Annotated in this window: 23 protein-coding genes and 1 tRNA gene; 18 read left to right on the forward strand and 6 right to left on the reverse strand. The window is 62.2% G+C overall.

From position 1 onward, the window contains the following. The first annotated feature begins 25 nt into the window (after window positions 1–25). Window positions 26–1,888, forward strand: coding sequence for a thiamine pyrophosphate-binding protein (locus BANT918_RS06685; RefSeq protein ID WP_233430383.1), 1,863 nt, complete (start codon window positions 26–28; stop codon window positions 1,886–1,888). 140 nt (window positions 1,889–2,028) lie between these two features. On the opposite strand, the gene BANT918_RS06690 is transcribed toward BANT918_RS06685, so the two are convergent. Together BANT918_RS06690 and BANT918_RS06695 are read right to left on the reverse strand one after the other, a co-directional pair. Further along, entirely contained in the window at window positions 2,029–3,498 is a 1,470-nt protein-coding gene (locus BANT918_RS06690) for an HNH endonuclease (protein WP_101619501.1), read from the reverse strand. A gap of 91 nt (window positions 3,499–3,589) precedes the next feature. Next, window positions 3,590–4,954: an isochorismate synthase gene (locus BANT918_RS06695; protein WP_101619502.1), complete on the reverse strand. Its 1,365-nt coding sequence runs from the start codon at window positions 4,952–4,954 to the stop codon at window positions 3,590–3,592. 148 nt (window positions 4,955–5,102) lie between these two features. Here BANT918_RS06695 and BANT918_RS06700 point away from each other — a divergent pair, with 148 nt between their 5' ends. The 3 genes from BANT918_RS06700 to BANT918_RS06710 are packed head-to-tail and all read left to right on the forward strand — an operon-like array spanning window position 5,103 to window position 8,181. Continuing rightward, window positions 5,103–5,822 (forward strand): demethylmenaquinone methyltransferase, encoded by a 720-nt coding sequence (locus BANT918_RS06700; RefSeq protein WP_101619503.1) that lies wholly within the window; start codon window positions 5,103–5,105, stop codon window positions 5,820–5,822. Window positions 5,823–5,824: 2 nt separating this feature from the next. Continuing rightward, window positions 5,825–7,126, forward strand: coding sequence for a geranylgeranyl reductase family protein (locus BANT918_RS06705; protein WP_101619504.1), 1,302 nt, complete (start codon window positions 5,825–5,827; stop codon window positions 7,124–7,126). Window positions 7,127–7,155: 29 nt separating this feature from the next. Next, window positions 7,156–8,181 carry a polyprenyl synthetase family protein gene (locus BANT918_RS06710; RefSeq protein WP_233430384.1) on the forward strand — a complete coding sequence of 342 codons (1,026 nt, stop codon included), beginning with the start codon at window positions 7,156–7,158 and terminating at the stop codon, window positions 8,179–8,181. Between the two features lie 164 nt (window positions 8,182–8,345). Here BANT918_RS06710 and rarD read toward each other — a convergent pair whose 3' ends face one another. Further along, the gene (rarD, locus tag BANT918_RS06715) at window positions 8,346–9,260 is read right to left on the reverse strand and encodes an EamA family transporter RarD (protein ID WP_101619505.1); all 915 of its coding nucleotides are present in this window, start codon (window positions 9,258–9,260) and stop codon (window positions 8,346–8,348) included. A 139-nt stretch (window positions 9,261–9,399) separates the two neighbouring features. Between rarD and BANT918_RS06720 the strand changes: the two genes are divergently transcribed. The 3 genes from BANT918_RS06720 (at window position 9,400) to BANT918_RS06730 (ending at window position 12,519) form a co-directional block, all read left to right on the forward strand. Beyond that, on the forward strand, window positions 9,400–10,818 hold the full coding sequence (locus tag BANT918_RS06720; protein WP_101619506.1) for an FAD-dependent oxidoreductase: 1,419 nt from the start codon (window positions 9,400–9,402) through the stop codon (window positions 10,816–10,818). 113 nt (window positions 10,819–10,931) lie between these two features. Next, complete coding sequence (locus BANT918_RS06725; RefSeq protein ID WP_101619507.1) at window positions 10,932–11,846, forward strand: GTP pyrophosphokinase; 915 nt, start codon at window positions 10,932–10,934, stop codon at window positions 11,844–11,846. Between the two features lie 61 nt (window positions 11,847–11,907). Further along, a complete protein-coding gene (locus tag BANT918_RS06730; RefSeq protein ID WP_101619508.1) occupies window positions 11,908–12,519 on the forward strand; it encodes a TetR/AcrR family transcriptional regulator in 612 nt (203 codons plus the stop codon). 411 nt (window positions 12,520–12,930) lie between these two features. On the opposite strand, the gene BANT918_RS17360 is transcribed toward BANT918_RS06730, so the two are convergent. Continuing rightward, entirely contained in the window at window positions 12,931–13,422 is a 492-nt protein-coding gene (locus tag BANT918_RS17360) for a YajQ family cyclic di-GMP-binding protein (RefSeq protein ID WP_167389403.1), read from the reverse strand. 145 nt (window positions 13,423–13,567) lie between these two features. On the opposite strand from BANT918_RS17360, the gene BANT918_RS06735 reads away from it, so the two are divergent. Next, a tRNA-Tyr gene (locus BANT918_RS06735) sits at window positions 13,568–13,649 on the forward strand. A gap of 113 nt (window positions 13,650–13,762) precedes the next feature. Here BANT918_RS06735 and BANT918_RS06740 read toward each other — a convergent pair. Both BANT918_RS06740 and BANT918_RS06745 read right to left on the reverse strand, forming a co-directional pair. Beyond that, a complete protein-coding gene (locus BANT918_RS06740; RefSeq protein ID WP_101619509.1) occupies window positions 13,763–14,965 on the reverse strand; it encodes a tyrosine-type recombinase/integrase in 1,203 nt (400 codons plus the stop codon). Then, window positions 14,949–15,527, reverse strand: a complete 579-nt coding sequence (locus tag BANT918_RS06745) for a helix-turn-helix transcriptional regulator (RefSeq protein WP_145996948.1) — start codon at window positions 15,525–15,527, stop codon at window positions 14,949–14,951. The genes BANT918_RS06740 and BANT918_RS06745 overlap by 17 nt, the downstream gene beginning before the upstream one ends. 122 nt (window positions 15,528–15,649) lie before the next feature. Here BANT918_RS06745 and BANT918_RS06750 point away from each other — a divergent pair, with 122 nt between their 5' ends. The 10 genes from BANT918_RS06750 to BANT918_RS06795 all read left to right on the forward strand — a co-directional run bounded on the left by BANT918_RS06750 (window position 15,650) and on the right by BANT918_RS06795 (window position 22,325). After that, on the forward strand, window positions 15,650–15,844 hold the full coding sequence (locus BANT918_RS06750; RefSeq protein WP_167389404.1) for a helix-turn-helix domain-containing protein: 195 nt from the start codon (window positions 15,650–15,652) through the stop codon (window positions 15,842–15,844). A 239-nt stretch (window positions 15,845–16,083) separates the two neighbouring features. After that, window positions 16,084–16,827, forward strand: coding sequence for a hypothetical protein (locus BANT918_RS06760; protein ID WP_101619513.1), 744 nt, complete (start codon window positions 16,084–16,086; stop codon window positions 16,825–16,827). Continuing rightward, window positions 16,820–17,146 (forward strand): hypothetical protein, encoded by a 327-nt coding sequence (locus tag BANT918_RS06765; RefSeq protein WP_101619514.1) that lies wholly within the window; start codon window positions 16,820–16,822, stop codon window positions 17,144–17,146. The genes BANT918_RS06760 and BANT918_RS06765 overlap by 8 nt, the downstream gene beginning before the upstream one ends. Next, a complete protein-coding gene (locus BANT918_RS06770) occupies window positions 17,143–18,207 on the forward strand; it encodes an AAA family ATPase (protein ID WP_101619515.1) in 1,065 nt (354 codons plus the stop codon). The genes BANT918_RS06765 and BANT918_RS06770 overlap by 4 nt, the downstream gene beginning before the upstream one ends. Window positions 18,208–18,228: 21 nt before the next feature. Continuing rightward, on the forward strand, window positions 18,229–18,393 hold the full coding sequence (locus BANT918_RS17365; RefSeq protein ID WP_167389405.1) for a hypothetical protein: 165 nt from the start codon (window positions 18,229–18,231) through the stop codon (window positions 18,391–18,393). A gap of 428 nt (window positions 18,394–18,821) precedes the next feature. After that, entirely contained in the window at window positions 18,822–19,316 is a 495-nt protein-coding gene (locus tag BANT918_RS06775) for a hypothetical protein (RefSeq protein WP_101619516.1), read from the forward strand. Beyond that, window positions 19,313–20,062 carry a terminase large subunit domain-containing protein gene (locus BANT918_RS06780; protein WP_101619517.1) on the forward strand — a complete coding sequence of 250 codons (750 nt, stop codon included), beginning with the start codon at window positions 19,313–19,315 and terminating at the stop codon, window positions 20,060–20,062. Before BANT918_RS06775 ends, BANT918_RS06780 begins: the two co-directional genes overlap by 4 nt. A 60-nt stretch (window positions 20,063–20,122) precedes the next feature. Further along, window positions 20,123–20,749, forward strand: a complete 627-nt coding sequence (locus BANT918_RS06785; protein ID WP_145996950.1) for a hypothetical protein — start codon at window positions 20,123–20,125, stop codon at window positions 20,747–20,749. After that, the gene (locus BANT918_RS06790; protein ID WP_101619519.1) at window positions 20,742–21,329 is read left to right on the forward strand and encodes a hypothetical protein; all 588 of its coding nucleotides are present in this window, start codon (window positions 20,742–20,744) and stop codon (window positions 21,327–21,329) included. The genes BANT918_RS06785 and BANT918_RS06790 overlap by 8 nt, the downstream gene beginning before the upstream one ends. 144 nt (window positions 21,330–21,473) lie before the next feature. Then, window positions 21,474–22,325, forward strand: a complete 852-nt coding sequence (locus BANT918_RS06795; protein ID WP_101619520.1) for a phage major capsid protein — start codon at window positions 21,474–21,476, stop codon at window positions 22,323–22,325. The last annotated feature ends 128 nt before the right edge of the window (window positions 22,326–22,453 follow it).

Below are 22,453 nucleotides of genomic sequence, written 5' to 3' on the forward strand. Positions count from 1 at the left end.
TGGGTTAGTGGTTGAATATCAGGTGATGTTGAATTCGAGCGCAGTGGCGCAGCAGATTGCCCGTGGGTTGGTCTCGTCCGGAGTCACCGAGGTCGTCATCGCGCCCGGGTCCCGTTCCGCACCGTTGATCTATGCGCTCGCCCCTCTCGCCGAGGCGGGGGTGATCCGCACGCATGTGCGCATCGATGAGCGTGGTGCCGGGTTCCTGGCACTGGGTCTGGCGCGGGGTCTGCGCAGTAGGCAAGTTGGTGCCGCTACTGCTGCTTCCGCTGCTGTCGGTGGCGCTGTAGCCCTGGTGACAACATCGGGTTCGGCTGTGGCCAACCTGCATCCTGCGGTGCTCGAAGCATCTTACGGTCATATTCCGCTCGTTGCGATCACGGCAGATCGTCCCGCTCGGCTGCGGGGGACTGGTGCAAATCAGACGATCGACGACCAGTCGCAAGTGCTCAGTGATGTGCGTGCCCGAGTCGATGTGCCAGCCGGAAGCGCCGATGCACATCACCTGCTGGCCGAGGCAGTCGCACACTCGCTGGGCACAGGTACTGGTGAAGCCGGCCCCGTCCAGTTCAACGTGCAATTCGATGTGCCGCTCGTACCGACGGTGACAGAGCTCGCCGAGTGGAAAGCAACAGTGCAGACGGTGGCAGCAAGGGGAGCGAACGAGGCGTCGACGTCCGCCTTCTCAGGTCTCAACTCGGGGAATGCGCGTGATGGTGCGGGAAATACGCCAGATGCGGCGAGAAGCACCTCGGTCCGAATCTTTCCGGGCACGGTCATCGTCGCCGGAGATGCTGGCGGTCACTCAGCCCAGGCGCTGAAGTCGCTGGCCGAGTCCTACTCAATTCCAGTCCTGGCTGAGCCTTCGAGCCCCCTCACCTCCGAACTGCGGAATTCGCCTACTGCGGTTCCTGCGCATGCCCGCGTGCTCAGCGAACGAGAGGACCTGCGTACAGCGATCCGCAGCGTGATCGTGCACGGTAAACCGACTCTGACCAGGCCTGTTGCCACACTGCTTGCCGACTCCGAAGTGTTGGTTCAGCGGTTGCCCGATGATGTCGACGCGGTGCCGCTTTCAGTGTCGCTCTCGGCAGCCGATGGTACGGGCGCCAGCGCGAGCAACGGCGACGGGGTTCTCGACGGCGACAGCGCAAGCAACGGTGACAGCGTCGGCGACGGGGCCACTGCCACCGCCGGTGACAGATACTCCCACGCAGGCGAAGACACGACGTGGCGCGACGAGTGGGTAAGCGCTGGCGAGGCGATCGTCGCCGCATCTCGACGTGAACGTGAGGTCGAATCGAAGCCGTCAACAGCACGGGCGGTCACCGAACATCTGGCCGGTCGCAGCATCAACCTGTTTGCCGCGAGTTCCAATACGATCCGCTATCTCAGTGAAGCCACCGATGTGAGAGCGTGCATCCACGCGTCACGAGGGCTGGCCGGCATCGACGGTCTGATCTCGACGGCCACGGGACTCTCCCTTGCCCTCGAAGAACAGGTCGTGCTGGTCATCGGTGACGTTGCAATGCTCCACGACGTGGGCGGCCTGCTCACACCGAGCGCCGAAGAGGGCGGGAACGTGCTCATCGTCGTCCTCAACGACGATGGGGGTGCGATCTTCTCCGGACTCGAACACTCGCAGGATCATGTGGCACCGTATCTCGAAAGATACTTCACGGTCCCTCACGGCCGGGGCTTCAGCGATCTCGCGACCGCCTATGGGTGGGAGTATTCGAGGGTGGGACTCCACGATGGGACCAGCTTGCTCGATGACTTCATCGCAGAGTTTGAACAAGCTGTTGTCAGTGTCGACGACGGCATGGAAACGGACAGCCCGAAGACGAAGACACGCGGCCGTCGGATCATCGAAGTAAATCTGACCTGAACAACCTGGCCTGAACAACCTGGGCTGAACAACCTGGCCTGAGTAGTCGGGCTGAATAGAGCGACCGAACAGAGGAACGGAGTAGCGGGGCGAAGTGCAGCAGCCGCGACGGCTGGCGGCTCCGTTGCCGCGGCGGCTATTCAGCCGGTGTCCCTCAGCATCAGCTTCTCGAAAAGTTCTTCTGCCGGGCTCAGCCGGGGGAAGTCGACGATGCATTCTTTCGTCTCCGGCACAGGTTCGCTGCCGGGGTGACTGCCAGGTTCGCCGGAATCATCAGGGTCTCCGGGAGTCGTGTTCTTCCTCGGTGGTGGATGACTGAACTTGGTGACGAACGGGGGAGTGGCTGTTTCGTATTCTTCGCCAGTGGGGGTGGAGACGGTGAGGTCGTCGGCAGTCGCCTCGTGCTTCCACCCGGGGTGCTCCTTGGCATAGTTGCAGGCCGCGCACAGTCCAGAGGCGTTGGACCACTGGGTCTGTCCGCCCTCGGCAACAGGACTCGCGTGATCGGCGTGCCTGATCGAGGCGTCACACCATGGGGTGCGACACACCTCGTCGCGGAAGACGACCATGCGTCGCAGCAGACCGCCGAATGTTCGCCTACGCGAGTCCATGCCGACCAGCTGCCCAGTCTCCGGTGAAGTGAACATCCGGCGGATGAAGGACCGGGCCCGATTCGCCGCCAGAAAATTCCGTGCTGTCTTCGCGGGCAGTGGCCCATAGCTTGGAATCCACGCAGGAACCTGTCCGTCTGAGAACAGGCTTTCGGCTTCCATCACGATATGGACCTCAGTGGGCACATCTCCGGCAGAGTCCTGCCCGGTGAGCCGTTCGACGAAGATATCGGCCATCAGCTGGTTACGATTGCGGTCGAAGTCTTGGCCCTTGATCTTGCGCTCGGTGGCAGCGGCCTCCAGGCTCTCATAAGCAGCAACAGCCTGTTGCAGAGGCAGAGTAGCGCTGACCATCGCCATACCGTTGGTGAGTGCGCTCACGGTCACGTGCCGATGCGCCCCCGCTGCTTCGGCTCTCTCATGCGCATTGTCTGAGGACACATTGGCCGCAAGTGAGCGGGCCTCGGTGCGCAACCGGCGATTGCCGGCCACGGATGCACGGTCCTTGAGCTCTTCGTCGACGAGGAGACGCTCCTCGGGAGTGAGCCATGCCGTCTCATCGGCAACGATGCGAGCTTTGGCTTCGGAGATGGAACCATCGGCCAGAGACTCGTAAGTGTGAGGCAGATCGTTGACCACGGCCTTGGACGTTGAGAGGAACTTCCGCCCAGTCGAGGGTGAGACCCGTTTGGCCAACGCGATCTCGTTGCCGGCGTACTTTCCCTGTTCACGTTTGGGCACGTCATTGGCAGCATCTTCGCGCTGGCGGTGCCTGTGGAAGGCTACGGCCTCACGTGCTTGAGCCGCCGCGGCGGCGGACGCGAGCTCCTCGAGCGCCCGAATGCGAGTCTGGGCCTCCCACGCATTATCTGCTGGATCGAGGTCACACAGAGTCTTGCACCACCGATCGATATCGGTGGTGATGCCCGGAAGTCGGGCCCACGAACCAGGGCCCCGATAATCGGGGTGGTCCGGGTCATCCGCGGGATGCGTGAACATGTGAAGAGACTATGCCGAGCCACTGACACAGCCACTGACACGAGACCTTAGAACCTTGACGCCGTGTCTAGGATGCGACGCGGTCAGTGTCTTATTCCAAACCCAGCGCACGGCGCATCGGAGCGAATTTGGCGTCGGTCTCGGCCACCTCGGCGAGCGGATCCGAATCGGGCATGATGCCCGCACCGGCGAACAGACGGATCCGATTGCGGTCCTCGAGCTGTCCGCAGCGCAGGGCGATTCCGAACTGACCGTTGCCGCGGTCGTCCATCCAGCCCACCGGGCCCGAATACCGGCCGCGATCAAGCGGCTCCAGCTCGTCCACGTGGGCAACCGCGCTGGCCTGCGGATACCCGCCGACAGCCGCGGTGGGATGCACGGCCGCCGCGATGTCGAGGGCATTGAGACACGAGTCCTCCGGCAGGTGGGCCGAAGCATCCGATGCCGAGTGGATGACGTTGGCCAAAGGCAGCAGGTGCGGCCGCTCGTCGACGCTCACATCATCAGCGACGAGTCCGAGGCTGCGCTGCAGCGAGGCGATCGCGAAGGCGTGTTCGGTACTGTCCTTGTGCGCGCTCAAAAGCTTCCTGGCAGCGGGCATCTCAGTGGTCGGATCATTCTCCACCCGGTACGTGCCCGCGAGCACGCGCGAGGTCACGCGGTTGTTCTCGACGCCGATGAGCAGCTCCGGCGTGGAACCGATCAGGCCGGCGACATTGAAGGTCCAGCAGCTGGGGTAGCTGCGGTTGAGTGCACCCAGCACGGATCGGACGTCGATGTCATCGTCGGTGGTGACAAGCTCATCGCGGGCCAGCACGATCTTTCGCAGCGTGGAATCGTCGGCGAAGGCGTCAACCTCGGCGGAATCTCCGACGGGTGTGAGCATGCGCGAGACCGTCGCGACCAGGTTCGCCCAGGTAGCAGCGTCGAGGTCACCGGGGGAGGACTTCGCCGAGGTGACGCGGTGCAGCGGCTCGGACTTCAGCACAGGTGGTGTGGGGGTGGCACCCTCGGCGATGATCGATGTCATCCAGACACGACCGCCTCGGCGACCGAGGACGAATTCGGGGACGTGGATGAGGGAGTCGACCTCGGACTCGCCCGAGTAGGCGACGGTGGCGAAGCACATCAGTCCCGAGCCGAGCAGGTCGACCTCGTCCTCGATGGTCGCTGCGCCCGTGATCGCCTTCCATGCCTCGGAGAGCTCGGTGAAACGAGCGCGGCCGCGGGCGCGGATGCGCAACGTGCGGCCGAAGCCGATGAGGCCCGAGGTGTCGCGGACCCAGCAGGAGAACGCCGAGGTGGGCAGGAGCTCCAGCGTCTGCTCGACGGTCGTGGGCAGTCCGGACTCGAAGGGGAATCCGGGCCCCGGTTCGACGTCATCGACGAAACGAGAGCGCACGTGCAGGCGCGGGGGTGCGGCGCAGATGTCAGAGGTGGTGAACGTCGTAGTCATTTCAGTCCCACTCTAGTCGAGAAATTCGCCGTCCCGACGCGACGGCGTGCGCCGTGGAGCACTGACTGTGGCCAGTTCCACACTGCCAAGAGCATGGAAACGGGTCCGCGAATTCGCCCCCGGGTTCAGGTGTTGAGAGAATAGTGCCATGAACCGTGCTCAGCTGGACAAGCAGCCCGACGACGTCGCGTCGATGTTCGATGACGTCGCCTCCCGCTACGACCTCACCAACGATGTGCTGACCTTCGGTCTGGCGCGCACCTGGCGCCGGACGGTTGCGCACTCGGTGGCTGCCGGACCCGGTGAGCGCGTCCTCGATCTCGCAGCCGGAACGGGAACGTCGTCGATGACGTTCACCCATCACGGCGCCGAGGTGGTTGCCGGCGACATCTCGAAGGGCATGCTCGCCGAAGGGCGGCGCAGGCACCCCAAGATCGACTTCATCTACGCCGACGCGATGGACCTTCCGTTCTCCGACGCCAGCTTCGACGTCGTCACCATCTCCTTCGGCATCCGCAACGTCAATGATGTGGATGCCGGACTCTCGGAGATGCTGCGCGTGCTCCGACCCGGTGGCCGTCTCATCATCTGTGAGTTCTCGACACCGACGTTTGATCCCTTCAGCGTCGTCTACAAGGAATACCTGATGCGGGCACTGCCGGCCGTGGCGAAGGCCGTGTCCTCGAACCCCGAAGCCTACGTCTACCTGGCTGAATCGATCCGGGCCTGGCCTGACCAGGACGAGTTCGCTCAGCAGATCCTCGGCGCTGGCTTCGACCAGGTCAAGCATCGCAACCTGACTGGCGGAATCGTCGCCGTCCACCATGCTCTCAAGCCGGACGCGCACACGTCTGGCGCCGAACGCTGACCATGAACGAATTCTCCGCCGAGGTCATCGTTGTCGGGGCGGGTCCTGCCGGATCGGCCATCGGCGCCTACCTCGCCAAGGCCGGCCATGAGGTCATCATCTTAGAGAAGTCCGGGTTTCCTCGTGACAAGATCTGCGGCGATGCCCTGACCCCGCGCGCGGTCAAAGAGGTCGGCTTCTTAGGAATGGACACCCCCGAATCCGAGGGGTGGCACAAGAACAGAGGGCTGCGTCTCATCGGCGGCGGGCACCGCTTGGAGATCGACTGGCCCGATATCGACGGCACCCCGACCTATGGACTGACCAAGCCGCGGATGGGCATGGACGAGGCTTTCGCCCGTCACGCCCAGCGCAGCGGCGCCAGACTGTTCGAGCAGGTCAAAGCCATGACGCCGGATATCGGCGAGGACGGCTGGATCACAGGCGTCCACGCCTCCGGGACCGATCACCGCGGTCGCCGGGTCGGACCTGAGGCTCACTTCAGCGCCCCGATCGTGATCGCCGCCGACGGCGTCTCCTCACGCCTGGCCGTGGCCATGGGGTTGGAGAAGCGCGACGATCGCCCGATGGGTGTGGCCGTGCGCGCCTATCATTCCTCGCCGAGGCATGCCGACGACTACATCGAGAGCTGGGTTGAGATGCGCTCGAGCAATTCGGCGGGCGAGTCCGAAGTTCTGCCCGGGTACGGCTGGCTCTTCCCGTTGGGCGACGGCACGATCAACATCGGAGCTGGCCTGCTGGACTCCTCACCCCAGTTCGGTTCCGTCGACTTCCGCGCCATGATGGGACAGTGGATCGCGGACATGGGACACGAATGGGGCATCGACGAGTCCACTTCGTTGGGCCCGATCAAATCCGCGGCACTGCCGATGGCCTTCAACCGCACCCCGCACTTTCACAAGGGTCTCCTGCTCGTCGGCGATTCGGGCGGGATGGTCAACCCATTCAACGGGGAGGGCATCGACTATGCCCTCGAATCCGCTCGACTGGCCGCTGAGGTGATCTCCACCTATTCCCGTTACCCACGGCTAGTGATGCGGGAAAAGCTGCAGGAATACCCGGCGCTGGTGGGTCAATCCCTGGGCGGCTACTTCACGCTGGGACGCGTTTTTTCCGCCATTATCGGCCACCCTGCACTCATGCAGTTCGGAATCAAGTACGGTATGGGTGTTGACGTTGTGATGGAATTCGTCGTGAAATTGTTGGCGAACCTCTACCGCGACCCGAAGGTCTCTGAGGCCGATCTCATCGATCGGGTGATTTCAGCTCTCACCCGAATCGTGCCGGCTACCAGCAATGCCTGATCTCACCAGCGACTACAACACTGACTACGATGAATGACGAGGACATGAGCCACCTAGCCTCTCCGGCGACTTTTATTGGTGCCGATGCCCAGCTTGCGGCGGATATTTCCACTCAGTTGGAAGCCGTCGAGCGCAGGCTCTACGAGGTGACCGCGCAGACACGGAAGCTGCCGGACACCACGTCCAAACATCTGCTGGCAGCCGGCGGCAAGCGTGCCCGTCCGAACCTTCTGCTGCTCACGGCCCGCCTCGGCGAGGCTGATCGTGACGAGATCATCGACGCGGCCGTCGCTGTGGAGCTGATCCACCTGGCCTCCCTGTACCACGATGATGTGATGGACGATGCTCCAGTGCGCCGAGGTGCTCCGGCCGCACACGAGGTGTGGGGCAATTCCGTGGCCATCCTCACCGGCGATCTCCTGTTCTCGAAGGCGTCGGGGGTGACGGCGAAGCTGGGCCCCGAGGCCGTCACCGTCCAGTCCGAGACCTTCGAACGCCTCGTCCTCGGTCAGCTCAATGAATTCGCGGGCCCACCGGAGGATGCGGATGCGATTGACCACTACATCCAGGTGCTCGCTGACAAGACAGGTTCCCTCATCGCCACCTCGGCGCAGTTCGGAGTCATGTTCTCAGGGGCGGACCAGGCCCTGGCTGAGCCTGTGCGCATCTTCGGCGAACGCGTCGGCATCGCCTTTCAGCTCGCCGATGACATCATCGACCTGACCACCAACTCCTCGGTGTCGGGAAAGACTCCCGGCACTGACCTGCGCGAAGGCGTTCCCACCCTGCCGGTGCTCTACGTCCGGGCCGCCGCGGCCGATGGTGACGAGGCCGCCGCCGAGGTGGTCGGGCTGCTCGCCGCGGATCTGAGCTCGGACGCAGCGCTCGAGTCCGCTCGTGCGGCTCTGGCTGCTCACCCGGTGACGGCCCGTGCGCGTGCCGAAGCGGTTCGCTGGGCCGACGAGGCGAAAGCTGCACTTGCGCCTTTGCCCGACGGCCTGGTCAAGGAGTCACTGTTCGCCTTCGCTGATTCCGTGGTCACGCGCAGCGCCTGAGCAGGTCAGATACTGTGAAGGTGCATCCTCGTACCCGAGCCTCTCGCCCTGGTTGTCGTCGGACTTGATCGGTCCGTGGCTGTCAGGCGTATAGGGGTCCGAAGCTCAGGTGGGATCCATCGCGGTTCTCATCGCTGCTGAGCTGACCACGCAGCTCCTGGACCTCAGAGCTTGCGGCGACTCTGACGGATCAGGTCGGTGCACAGCAGGAGCACGGCGATCCAGATGACGAAGAAGCCGACCCACCGGGTGGTCGACATCATCTCTCCAAGGATGAACACGCCGGTGATGAACTGCATCGTCGGCGTGATGTACTGCAGCATGCCCACCCAGGACAGGGGGATCCTCCTGGCGGCTGCACTGAAGAGGATCAGCGGAATCGCGGTCGCCGGGCCCGTGACGAGAATGATGATGACATGGCTGGCACCGAAGCCCGTGAACGTGGACAGGCCCTGGGCCCCCAGGACGAGAAGGAATATGGCGCTGGGCACCGCCAGCACGGCGGACTCGATCGTCATTCCCTCCAGGGCGCCGACACGACTGCCGACCTTGTTCTTGACCAGCCCGTAGAGTCCGAACGACAGTGCCACAGTGAAGGACAGGTAGGGCATGCGCCCGAGACCGATGCCGACGATGATGACGGCGAACAGCCCGAATCCCGCCGCGGTCCACTGCAGGGGCCGCAGCTTCTCACCGAGGAAGATGACGCCCAGTCCGATGGAGATCAGCGGGTTGAGGTAGTAGCCCAATGACACCTCGACGAGGTGGTCGGTTTCGACGCCGTAGACGAACGCGGTCCAGTTGATGGCGATGAGGACGGCGGCCAACGCCAGCAGCCAGAACGTGCGACCGGACCCGACAATCTGCCATGTGCGTTTGAAGCCGCCGGTGAAGACCAGGAGGATGGCGCAGAAGAGCAGCGACCAGATGACACGGTGCGAAACGAGTTCAAGGGCTCCGGTCGGTGCGGCGGCTGCGAAGAGCAGGGGGATGAGACCCCACAGCAGGTAGGCGGAGAGGCCGTTGGCCAGTCCGGCTCTGCGGAAGGCGTTCATGTCTGGAGTCGTATCTGCGTTCACATGCCGAGTCTAGTGATCTCACGACGCGTCGCGTTCGCGTTCTGTCAGCTGGGATGAGAATGCGAGTTTCGTCACGTGTTTGTTAGGAGGCCCTTCATTGCCGATACAATCGGAGATGACTTACTAGAGAGGTGTGAGAATGACGCGTCCCTTCCGTGTGGCTATTGTGGGAGCCGGCCCTGCCGGGATCTATGCGGCCGATCTGCTGACCAAGGCCGAGCGTGACTTCGAGGTCAGCATTGATCTCTTCGAACGTCTGCCGACTCCGTTCGGATTGGTCCGGTACGGAGTTGCTCCGGATCATCCTCGGATCAAGGGCATCATCAACGCTCTCATCAAGGTCCTCGACCGCGGTGATATCCGCTTGTTCTCCAACGTGGAGTACGGCGTCGATATCAACTTGGAAGAGCTGACCGATCGTTATGACGCGGTGATCTTCTCCACTGGCTGCTTCATCGATGCTTCGCTGAGTCTTCCCGGGGTCGAACTGCCTGGCTCGCACGGGGCCGCGGACTTCGTCAACTGGTACGACTCGCATCCGGATGCGGTCCAGACTTGGCCCCTGGATGCCCAGAAGGTGGCCGTCATCGGAAACGGCAACGTCGCACTCGATGTTGCCCGTGTGCTGGCGAAGCAGGCCGATGACATGCATACAACGGAGATCCCTGATCACGTCTACGAGGGGTTGAAGTCGTCGCGGGTCACGGATGTGCACGTATTCGGCAGGCGTGGTCCGGCGCAGGCGAAGTTCACACCACTGGAGCTGCGCGAGCTGGGGCATGTCAAGGATGTCGACATCATCGTCTATCCCGAAGACTATGAGTTCGATGACGGGTCGCTGGAGGCGATCGAGTCGAACAACCAGACCAAACAGGTCGCGAAGACACTGACTGACTTCACCATGAGGGAACCGGTTGGGGCCAAGCGCCGGCTGCACCTGCATTTCCTCCATTCTCCGGTTGCCATCCTCGGCGAGGATCGAGTCACTGGGCTGCGCACGGAACGGATGGAACTCGACGGATCGGGTGGAGCCAACGGCACCGGGACCTTCCATGATTGGGAGGTTGAGGCCGTGTACCGGGCTATCGGCTACGCAGGCACCGCACTTCCTCAGCTGCCGTTCGACTCAGACCGAGGGGTCATCCCGAATCACGGGGGCCGGGTTGTCCATGCAGACGACCAGAGGGTCTCTGCCGATGCAGACGTGGTGCAGGGCGTGTACGCGACCGGGTGGATCAAACGCGGCCCGGTCGGCCTGATCGGGCATACGAAGGGCGATGCTCTGGAGACGATTGGTCATATCCTCGATGACCGCTCCGCTGGTGTCTTGACTGAGCCCGTGTACCCGGATGACTCTGCGATCGTCGAATTGCTCGAGTCCAAGGGCGTCGACTACGTGGATTGGGAAGGCTACCATCGTGTGGAGACGGCAGAAAAGGCTCGTGGCGAGGCCGAAGGCCGTGAACGGGTCAAGATCGCGACCCGCGAGGGAATGCTCGCGGAGGCCCGCAGTCACCTGCAGGCCGAAGCGGCCAGCCAGCCCACAGCGGGGCACTGAGTTCGAATGAACTAGGCATAATTGAACACAGAAATCTGCGAGCGCGTCACCGTATCGGTGGCGCGCTCGTGGTTTGATGGGAACAAAGAGGGTCCTGTGACAGAGGAGGTACGGTGAGCGCGGATTCGGCAATGAGGGAAGTGGTCTCGCAGGCTTATGCGCAACGGCGCGACGCCTGGGAATCTGCCGCCGTGCGGATCAAACGCTGGCTCAAACAGCAGCAGAAGGGCCTCCTCAAAGACAAAGACATCTCGCGTCTGGATGTCGATGGGCATCGAATCAAGGATCCTGCGCGGACCCTTGCGAAGCTCGTCGAAAAGTCAGCCGATGACCCGGAGCTGACGATCTCGACTCCTCGAGACGTGGAGAATCACATCCGCGACATCGTCGGGGTGAAGGTGCTGTGCAAATCACCGCGTGACCAGAAGATGATGTTCGACTCTCTTACGGATCCTCAGCAGCTCGGTGCCTTCGTTCTCGTCGAACAGAAGAACTACGTCGACCCGCCCAAGCCCAGCGGCTACCGCGCCTGCCACGTGACCCTGCAGATCCCCTCCGACCAGGGTGAACCGGTCTTCGCGGAGATCCAAGTCAAGACCAGGCTCCAAGACGCTTGGGGCGAGCTGACCCACGAGGACATGTACAAACCCGGCGCGGCGATGAAGCCCAGTGAGCTGCATGGTGAATTCGCCCGTGCGATGGCGAACATGCTTGCAACGGTTGATGACATGGCCGATACCCTCGCGGTCGAGCTCTCTGCCTTGACGAACCCCGATCTCGACACCGGGGTGCCCACAGCCACCGACGACACCATCGAGGTCAAGGTGAGGGCCACCGGTCCGAAATACGCGCTGGCGGTCGACAGCGATGGCCGTCAGGGTCTCATCCCCGCCTTCGCCGTGCGCAAGCTCAGTGACTCCAAGGGCACGATCAAGGTCAACGACTTCATCAGCGTCGACGATCGCCTGAGAGTCACCGTCGAAGAGGACTCGAAGGGCCTGTACTACATACCGATGGCACTGGCCTGAGTATTATTCTGAAGCGTCTGATCCAGATTGAATTATGGATCAAGTGATCTACAATTTAGGGATGGCAGTGAACAAGCGCGGGCGACCTCCCGAGTTCGATCGTGATCGGGCCGTGTGTGAAGCCGCACGACTGTTCTGGCGGCATGGCTACAGCGGAACCTCGACTCGAGACCTGACTTCGGCAATCGGCATCTCGACGTCGAGCCTGTACTCGGCCTTCGGCAGCAAGGCCGGACTGTTCGAGGACTCCGTGAGGATCTACGCCCGGCGGTACGTTGTCATCTACGAGAAGGCGCTGGCGGCACAGTCCATCAGGGTTGCCATCGATGAGCTGCTGAGAGAGTCGATCGTCGAATTCACTCAGCCCGCCGACTCGCACCCTGGTTGTCTCATCGCCAGTGCTGTCATGTCCGATAGTCCTGCGACACAGAATGCGCGCGGGGACATATCGAACATGCTGACGAAGAACGAACGGCTGCTGCGAGCTCGGATCGGCACTGCCATCGATGAGGGCGAGATCCTGGGCGGAACTGACGCTGATGTCGTCACCGGTGTCGTGCAGACGCTCTGGCAGGGCCTATCGGCTCAATCTCACCGCGGCGTGAGGCGCAATGAGCTGCTGCGCGTCGCTGACTTCTCGCAGCGGGCGATGTGGTCGACGTATTCTCGGTAAGCCGGTAAGCCGGTAAGCCTGACACACGCGAATAGGCTGAGACGCGCGCTCAGACAAGCGCCTGGTCCGAGGCCAGCCCAGCAGTTCGGTTTCCGTGCCGGCGGTGTAGGCCACGATTGCCAGGGGCGCAGGGAGGTGCGGGCGGTGGCGTGTGTCATGAATTCTGCGCTGCCCTGCCGCCGGTTGCTCTTCGCAGGCGAGGCCACGGCCAGATAGTTGGGCCAAGAGAGTGGAGGAACCGCAGGAGCTTGGGCACCCGTGCTGCCTGTCTCGCAGAGTGCGACGGAATGACCTCGGAGGAGAGTGCACGGCGCAGTGTTCTCTGGGGGTACGGCGGTTGTGGTGGACATGCCGGCTTTGGGGAGGGGAGGACTGCGCTGTGTCTTGAAATCGCCTCAGGGCGGCGCTGAGTCAGCGGTAGTTGACGAACTGCAGGTCGACTTCGAGGTCCTTGCCTTTGAGCAGGGAGATGACTTCCTGCAAGTCGTCGCGCTTCTTCGAGCTCACGCGCAGCTCCTCGCCCTGGATCTGCGCCTTGACGCCTTTTGGGCCCTCGTCGCGGATGTACTTCGAGATCTTCTTCGCGTTCTCTTTGTCGATGCCTTCTTTCAGGGTCGCATCGATGCGGTGTTCCTTGCCTGAAGGGTAGGGTTCACCGTCCTCAAGTGACTTCAGAGAGATGCCGCGTTTGACCAGCTTCGATTGGAAGACGTCGAGGATCGCCTTGACGCGGTCCTCGCTGACGGCCTTCATCTGGATGGCTTCTCCAGTCCAGGCGATCGAGGCATCGGTGCCGCGGAAGTCGTAGCGCGAGTTGATCTCTTTGGCTGCCTGGTTCAATGCGTTGTCGGCCTCCTGCCGGTCGACCTTGCTGACGACGTCGAATGAGGATTCGCTGGCCATGGATGCTCCTTGTGTGGTGAGTACGTGGACGAGTATCTGGTCACCGAGTGTAGTCGAGACGAACAATTGTGATCTGCGTCTAACGAGTTGGAGAATCCGGGTGGGTGCTTGTAGTATTTTCAAGTGCTCATCGAGCACATACTGCGGCAGATTGCCCGAGCGGCCAAAGGGAGCTGACTGTAAATCAGCCGGCATTGCCTTCGAAGGTTCGAATCCTTCATCTGCCACGCAGAAGATTGAGGCCCTGACCAGGGAAAACTTGGTCAGGGCCTTTTTCGTGTTCGAATATGAGCCGGTGAGCACCCGACGTGAGCACATTTGTGAGCACAGTACCGCGCTCTCAGCTCGCAGGAGAGTCCTGCACTCGAGGTTCGAACCATGCCGAGGCTGCGTCTGCCACGCGGTGCGCCGTGCCCTTGACCATGTGGCCGTACAGGTCAGACGTGATCGCCGTTGTCGAGTGCCCCATCATCTTCGACACCAGCGCCAGCGGCACATCGGACTCGAGGAGAATCGAAGCGAACTGGTGACGCAGGCCGTGGAACTTCAGCGGGAGCAGGTCGTGCTTCGCCAGCAGTGTCTTGAGTGCCGAGGATGGATAGCCGGGGCGTAGCTGTGTGCCGTTCTCATAGGTGAACACGCGCCCCGAGTCCTCATAGGCTTCAGCCCATTCCTCCCGCTCGCCGTCCTGTCTGATCTTCCACTCCATCAGCGCACCGACGAGACGATCTGAGAGAGCCACTACACGGGCCCCGGCTTCGGTCTTGGCCGAGTTCTCCACGACGGACTTGCCGACCTGCACAAGCTGCGTGTTCACGGTGATGGTCCTATCCACCAGGTCAACGTCCTGCCACCTGAGTCCGCACAGCTCGCCCCGGCGCATTCCGGTGAGAATGGCGACCTCGAACAGCGTGCCGAGCCGGTGCCCTTGAGCCGCCTCGAGGAACTTCGTCGCCTCGTCTTGCCCCCATACGTTCACGCGGGACTTGGAGACCTTCGGCAGCGTCACCGAATTGCAGGGGTTGTCTGGCATCTGGCCGTTGCTCACCGCGTCAGCGAACGCGCTCGAGAGCGTGGCATGGATGCGTCTGATAGTCGTGGCGCCGCGCCCCTCGTCGCGCATGTCCTCGATGAACCCCGACACGTCAGCGCGGGCAACCTTCCGCAGCTCGAGCGAACCGAGAGCCGGCACAATGTCGTTGCGGATGTACGAACGGTACATGCGAACAGTCGAGGCCTTGAGTTCGCCGCGGCGTTCCCGAGCCTCCACCCACCCCTCGAGGTAGTCCTTCACAGTCGTGCGCTCGAAGCTGTACGCCTTGCGCTTCAACTGCCGTTGCACCTTGCCCAGCGCGTTCTCTGCGTCCTCGGCGGTGGGATAGGAGAAGTCTGTGACGTATCGGCGCTTGCCAGTCTCATCGACACCAGCAGAGAGCCTGAAGCCCCATGTGCCGTGTCTGTAGTTCTTTCGCTTTGGACACTTCGCGCCGTACTGCTTGCCCTGCTCATCCCGGCATCCGCAGCGCCTACTCACCTTCGCCATCGTCCTCGCCTCCCATCGGCCCGAACTTCACCGGCCCCTTGTCCTCATAGAATCGATTCGCCGCGGCCCTCGTCGCGTTCATGTACCGACCAACGGCTGAAGCGGTATCAGGTTCGGCCAGTTCATCCCCACGCAACGCCGACCGCGCATTCCCCAGAAGCTCCTCTTGAGCTCGCACGGCGGCCAGAATCTCCCCTCGTGAACGATCGAGCGCCCGCAGATCATCTGCCAGCGCCGCCGCGTCCGCATCCCCGCCGACTGGAGCGGACAGGTTTTCCGCTGGGATCGTCAAGGAGCCGGCAGTAACCGTCTCGACCTCGGCAGGCGGTGTGAACAGGTCCGCGACTGTCGTGTCGAGGATCTGAGTCAGCACGGCGACCTCAGCGGCAATCATTGCCCGCTCTCCCGACTCCATCAGGTAGATGGTCTGTCGTGGCCATGGCTTCCCGAGAGCATCGCCGACCCGTTGGCCGAGTGTGGCTGCGGTGATCCCGAGAGCGTCCCGTCTGGCTCTGACGTTGTGGCCGATGACGCGGGGCATTGTCCAAGTGTCTGTTTCCATATGTCCTCCTCGTGGTGGTCTCAAGTATGACAGTTGCATTGAGTGTTGACAAGCGGCAGGAAGGTGTTCTAAGTTATGACTGTAAGCACATGGAGAACCAGCAGCCACCGAAGGGGGCAACGATGAACACCACGAAAGAAGCTCAGGAGCCGCTGACGCTCTCCTCGCAAGAGGCAGCGGCAATGATCCCCATGGGGATCAACCAATTCCGCGCAGCAGTCCGACGCGGGGAAATCCCACACGTGAAGCTCGGCACCAAGATTCGCATTCCGCGGCGTCGGTTCCTCGACTTCATCAACGGAGAGGAGGAGTCATGAACCTGCCACCGAAGCTATACGAGCAGCAGGCCGCAGAGCTGAGAGCTCGAGCCGCCGAATACGGCTGGGTGCTCGCCGCCCGCTGCCGTTGGTGTGGAGCTCCAATCTGGAGCCCGAAGTCAATCGCCCAGCACGCAGGCCCGGTCTGTGCAGCACGGAACAAGAAAAGCGACGTCGGTCGTCCTGCCAAGAACCGAACCGACGCCGCCTGAACACCTTTCACCCCTTAGGAGAGAAAAATGAACACCAACAACACTAATCATTCTACCGCCTTCTTCAATGAGGACGCTGTATCCAGGGCTCGCCTGAATCTCGCCAAGACCATCCGCACAAGGCTGGTCGTGTCGGTCCTTAGTCCCGCGCATGTCGAGCCGTTGCAGGACGCTCGCAGAGAGGTCGAGCTGCTCCCTCGGGGAGAGTTCACCATCTACCCCGAAACGCTCGAGGTCAGCGCCCAGCCCGCCGCCGAGATTGATATTCTCGCCGATGTCGAGCAACCGATGCGGACCTTCAGTGAGGCAGACCTCGATCGCATCCGAGATACCGCGTGCATGCAGATCGCCAGTGGCCTCACGGAGCCGAAGACGATCGTTCTCCTCGGCATCATCCCGAGCACCACCGTGGAAGCCGTGCGAGACAAGATCGTGCACCCCGTCTGGTGCGACCAGTCCCGGCGTGAGGAGTGCTACGTCGGACTCGTCGGTGCCGACGTCGAACATCAGTCCACCGAGGACAAGATCGTCACCGATTCCTTTGCTGCCGATGCCGTCATGGACCTCATCACCGACATGGCCGACTACCGCAAGGACATGACTACCCCGGAGCGGTCCACCATCACCGTGCGGTCGCTGACGAACCCCCGCAAGGCCCATGCCAACATCACCGGCAGTCCGCAGGAGCTCAAAGTGCTCGGCCAGTTCATCATCGAGCAGGCCGAACGGTTCCAGGGATACCTCGACCAGGTGGCTGATTGCGATGGCTGACGGAGACGCTGACTGCAAGTGGTACGACGTTGCTTTCGCCATCCAGTCCGCCGCTCGTGAAGCATACCTGCGCGGCGACCGTTCAGGCCATGAGCGTGGCTGGAAGGGAGCCTGGAATCGAGCTTGGGAGACCGGCTTCGAGTCCGGCGTCCAATTCGCCACTGCCCAAGACGCCGAATTCGCCCAAATGGTCGAACAGGAATACCACCGCCGAGAGCTACAGGGCGAGTCCTCGAAAACTCTTGTGCGCCGTCTCCTCGACGCGCTGCGCACCGAAGAAAACCGACAACGATTCGATGAAAGGAGGCGTGCTGCGTGACCAACCCCAGCGCTCCTCATCCCCTCGACACGGCATTCTCAGCGGAATGGCTGTCTCATCAGAGCTTGCCCCCAGTCGAGTACGTCGTGCCCGGCATCATCCCAGAAGGGCTCACGCTGCTCGTGGCACCGCCGAAGGTAGGCAAGAGCTGGATGGTCCTTGGCATAGCACTCGCCGCCGCTGAAGGTTCTCACGTCTTCAGCGCGATCCGAGTAGCACGCCGGCCCGTCCTGTACCTCGCACTCGAGGACGGGCCCCGACGCCTTCAGTACAGGATGCGTGACCTCGGCATCAATCAAGGCCCCAGTGGGCTCATGTTCCTCACGCACCTCGAGACACCCGCTGTGACCGTGATTCAGGCATTCCTCGACAGGCACGCCGACGAGAAGCCCCTCATCATCCTCGACACCCTCGGGAAGATTCGGGGCACCTACGGAGGGAACGACGCCTACGGCAACGACTACACGCAAATGTCCGCACTCAAGGACTACGTGGACGCCGTGCCCGGTGCATCCCTCATCGTCGTACACCACACCAACAAAGGGGAGAAGGCCGACTTCCTCGACTCGGTGAGCGGCACACAAGGGCTCGCCGGAGCTGCCGACAGCATCTTGGCAATCAAGCGCAGCCGAAACACTGGGGAAGCCGTCCTCCATGTCACTTCCAGGGATGCCGCCGAAGGTGAGTATTCGATCACCATGACCGATGGAATCTGGAAGCTCAACGGCGACAGTCTCGCAGAAGCGGCGCAGGCAGTACGGACCACCGAAGTGCAGGAGCACCTTGGGGACGATTCGGCCAGCATCATCGGCTTCGTGGCGGACCGTCCCGAAGGAGTCCGCACCGCCGAGGTCTCCGCTGCAATGGGTTGGCCCGACAAGAAAACCCGCACCTATCTGGCCCGTCTGGTCGAGGGTGGCAGGCTCGTGCGCCCAGAGCGTGGCCTGTATACCCCTGTGGCGTCTGTTGCGAGTGTTGCGTTGTGGGGAGAACCATCCTCAAACACCACACATACAACACACGCCACACACCCCCAGGGGCAAGAGGACATATCAGCATGACACTCGAACAGGAGGCCCACCATGGGTAAGCAGAAGCACAACAGAGACACCCGCAAGAAGCTCGACAGGCAGAGAGCCGAGCGACGCTGGGATGAAGAGCCAAGCATGGATGCACTGGCCCGAGAGCTGGTGCGCAAAGGACTCGCAACAAGGGCGATCCTCGTCAAGCCAGGGGGAGAACAATGAAACCCAACAGGATATGGCCCATACTCATGGCCCTTGGATCACTCGCAATCATGTGGGGAGGAGGGGATGCCGACGTTCCTTTCCCCGACAGCTCTCCTGAACAGCGTTCAGCTGTGAGTGTGGTTGCACCGAGCAACTGTGCTCACCTTGTGCTCACGGCTTCTGAGAACCCCGAGAACAAGCGGATCGTAGGCGTTGCAACTGATACACAATCAGCCGGCATTGAGGGGGAGCAGTGAGCGACAAGGCGCATACAGGCCGATCCAGCCACCCCGCTACCCGTAGGTACGCCGAGGCCATGGATGCCTTAGAACTACAGGGCAGTGAGGCAGTCGTGCCCATCAGAGAGTACGTGCGACAACTGCGCAACGAATCACGCCGGTATCGCATCAAGTCTCGACTGAGGCAATTGGAGTTGGAGGACCGCCGTGAAGATTGAGAACAAGTGCTCAGTGTGCCGACACCCCGACCGGGAGACCGTGGACAGGGAGCTGGTAGCCGGCCTCACACTGAGGGAGGCAGCGGACAAGTACGGCCTCGGCAAGGATGCTGTGGGCAGGCATAAGCGCAACCACCTGTCCAAGACTCTCAAGGCCGTGCAGGAGCGTCGAGAGACTGCCGGTGCACAGAAGGCTGTTGACCGTGCCGAGGAGCTGTACGTGAAGGCGTCAACGATCCTCGAGCGGTCCGAGGAGGAGGGCAACGGGCAGCTCGGTCTCGCCGCGATCAAGGAGTTGCGCTCTACTGTCGAACTCCTCGCCAAGCTGACAGGGGAGCTGGACGAGCGGCCACAGGTCAACGTCCTCAATGTCTCCTCCTCTCCCGAGTGGCTGGCAATCCAGCAGGCCATGCTCGAAGCCTTGTCCCCGTTCCCCGAGGCTCGCATTGCAGTGGCCGGCACGCTTGAGGAGTTGGAGTCATGACCCTTGCGAACTCTATGGCCGCGGCTCTCGATCCGGTGAGGTTCACTCAGGGTCTCGGCTTCGATCCCGAGGCATGGCAGGAGCGTCTGCTGCGCACTCAGGAATCGCGTGTCCTCGTCCGCTGTGCTCGTCAGGTGGGCAAGACCACGGCGACGGCGTATAAGGCTCTGCACGCGGCGATGTTCAATCCTGGTCGGGATGTGCTGATCGTGTCCCCGTCTCAGCGGCAGTCGGACGAGATGCTGCGCAGGGTGGCGTCTCTGTACCGGGGGATGAAGGAGGCGCCGAAGCTTTCGAGGTCGAACACGTCGGAGATGGGCCTGTCGAATAACTCCCGAGTGGTTTCTCTGCCGGGGTCTGAGGGCGGTATTCGTGGCTTCGCTGGCGTGAAACTGCTGATCCTCGATGAAGCCTCCCGAGTGGACGATGATGTGTTCGCGTCGGTGCTGCCGATGGTGGCCTCGGATGGGCAGATGATCGCGCTATCCACACCCTGGGGACGCCGTGGTTGGTTCCATGAGCTTCACCAGGAGACCGGCAACGGTTGGGAGCGGCATAAGGTCACGGTCTATGAGTCGGAGCAGTACGGGCCGAACCGCATTGCCGAGGTCAAGGCCAGTCTCGGCAGCTTCGTTTTCTCGTCGGACTATCTGTGTGAGTTCGGGGACACGGACAGTCAACTTTTCTCTACCGAGAATGTCAGGGCGGCATTCTCTCCCGGCATACAACCTCTGGAGGTGGTGTAAATGGCATGTTTCACTGTTGGTTTGGACCTTGGCTCGGCTGCGGACTTCTCAGCCCTGGTCGTGGTCGAACGGGTCTTCGTTCTGCCGCCGCTCATCAGCTTGAACGAGTGGCACCGTAGACCGAATATCTACATGCAAGACCTTGTGGAGGAGAAGCACGTTCGCCTGTTGCGTCGATGGGAGCTCAACACCCCGTATCCGTCGATTGTGGAGGATGTGGCCGCGACGATGAGGACTGATCTGTTGCGCCGTCAGGGACTTCTCTACGTGGACGCTACCGGCGTCGGCAGGGCGGTGATGGACATCTTCTATGAGTCGCACCGCAAGGAGCACATCGGGGCATTCGAGCCGATTGCCGTGACGATCACCGGGGGCAGGGATGCCAACGGCTGGAATATCCCGAAACAGGACTTGTTCGCCGCGATCCAAGCACCGTTGCAGCTGGGCACGCTGAAGTTTGCGGATGGTCTGCCGATGGGGGACATGCTCGAGAAGGAACTGACGAATTTCCGTCTCAAGATCGGCCCGTCCGGTCGAGAGTCGGTCGATTATTCGAGGTCTGCCGGTGACGGGCACGGCGACCTTGTGAGCGCCCTGGCGCTGGCGATGTACGGCAACAATCCGTACTCGCGTCCCGATGTCATTGAGAATCCTAAAACGCTCATTGGAGGAGCACACCATGTCTGAGAACACCGAAGAACTTTCTTCCGAAAATGGAACAAACCCCGATGACCTAAGCACCGCTGAGGGCACGGTGAACGTCAGCACTACTGAGGGTGAGCAACAGAACTTGCCTTCCAATTCCGGAAACGTACCCGAGGCCGACAACCTCACCCAAAGCGGGGAGGTAGAGGCGGACAACCTCCTCGAGCTTCCACCGGAGAAGCTGGCCGGGATGGTCAGGGACAAGCGCAAGGCTGAAGCCTCGGTGCGAACTAAGCTACGCGATGCTGAGGCCGAGCGGGACCAGCTCGCCACTGCGGTGAAGGGATTCCGTACGCAGGCATTCGCAGCCGCGGCCAAGTCGACGCAGCTTCAGTCCACCGCTGTTGAGGACGCGCTGAAGGTGGTTCCGCTCGAGGGCATGTTGACCGAGGACGGGACAATCGACGCAGCCAAGGTCAAGGAGTCCATGCAGGCTCTACGCCGGTCGCACCCGCACTACTTCCAGCCGGTCCCGCCGTCGTCCGGTCCAGGCTTCAGCGGGGGACCAGACCCCAGCGATTTGAATGGAACAGCGGGATGGTCTGAGATTCTGCACCGCTAGTCATGTCAGTGGTGGAGTGTAGGATTAGTCTTAGCGACGAGTCCTGCACTCCTCGCACTGCACAGCCTCCTTGCGAGGCGTCGAACACTGAACAGCCGTCAATAATGACGGCATTCCTTCGATGCCTTTGAGGAGGCTTTCATTATGTCTTTGTACACCACCACCAGCGGTATTGACGCCATCAGCCCGGACCAGATCGAGCAGCTCATCGTTCTGCCCGTCGCATCCAACTCCATCGCATTCCGCGCCGCGACTCTCGTGACCACGAATGCAACCGAGACCCGCATTCCCCGAGTCACCGCCGACCCTGCCGCAGCATGGACGGCTGAGGGTGAGGAGATTGGCACCAGCGACCCGACCGTCGATGACATCTCGGTCCTGCCGAAGAAGCTCGCCGGCCTCACCGTCGTGTCCAATGAGACGCTGGCGGACACGAACCCCGCTGCCGACGCCATTGTGGGGGACGGGCTGACTCGTGACATTGCCCGCAAGGTCGATGCCGCGTTCTTCGGTTCGAACTCTGCCGCACCTACCCTTCAGCCTGAGGGCCTCGAGGATCAGACCGGGGCCACCGATGTTGTCGCACCGGCAGCCTGGGCAGATGCCGACCCGTTCGCTGAGGCCATCTCCAACGCCGAGGGGCTCGGTTTGCTCATTGGCACCTTCGTTGCGAACCCGGCGGATGCGCTGACATTGGCGCAGCTCAAGGAGTCCAGCGCCTCGAACCGTCCGCTGCTCGGCGCTGATCCGTCGAACCCGACCCGGCGTGCACTTCAGGGAGTCCCGATGCTGGTCTCTCCTGCCGTGACTGCCGGCACCGTGTGGGGCATCCCGAGCAATCGCGCCGTGATCGTGCGCCGCAATGACGTCGATCTTCAGGTTGATCGCTCGGCGTACTTCACCAGCGACCGCACGGCCATTCGTGCGACAATGAGGGTGGGCTTCGCGTTCACCGAGCCCGCCGCGATCCAGAAGATTTCCCTGGCAGCGGAGTAGCAGACATCCTCCACGCTATGGCATGAAGTCCTGTTCGAGGGCGTGGAGGTAAGCCGGTTTGTTGTAGGCCGGCTGTAGGACCCCCGTCGATGGCATGAGGCCAACAGATCGACGGGGGTTTCCTGTGC

This window comes from Brevibacterium antiquum CNRZ 918 (assembly GCF_900169145.1).
GTDB lineage: Bacteria > Actinomycetota > Actinomycetes > Actinomycetales > Brevibacteriaceae > Brevibacterium > Brevibacterium koreense.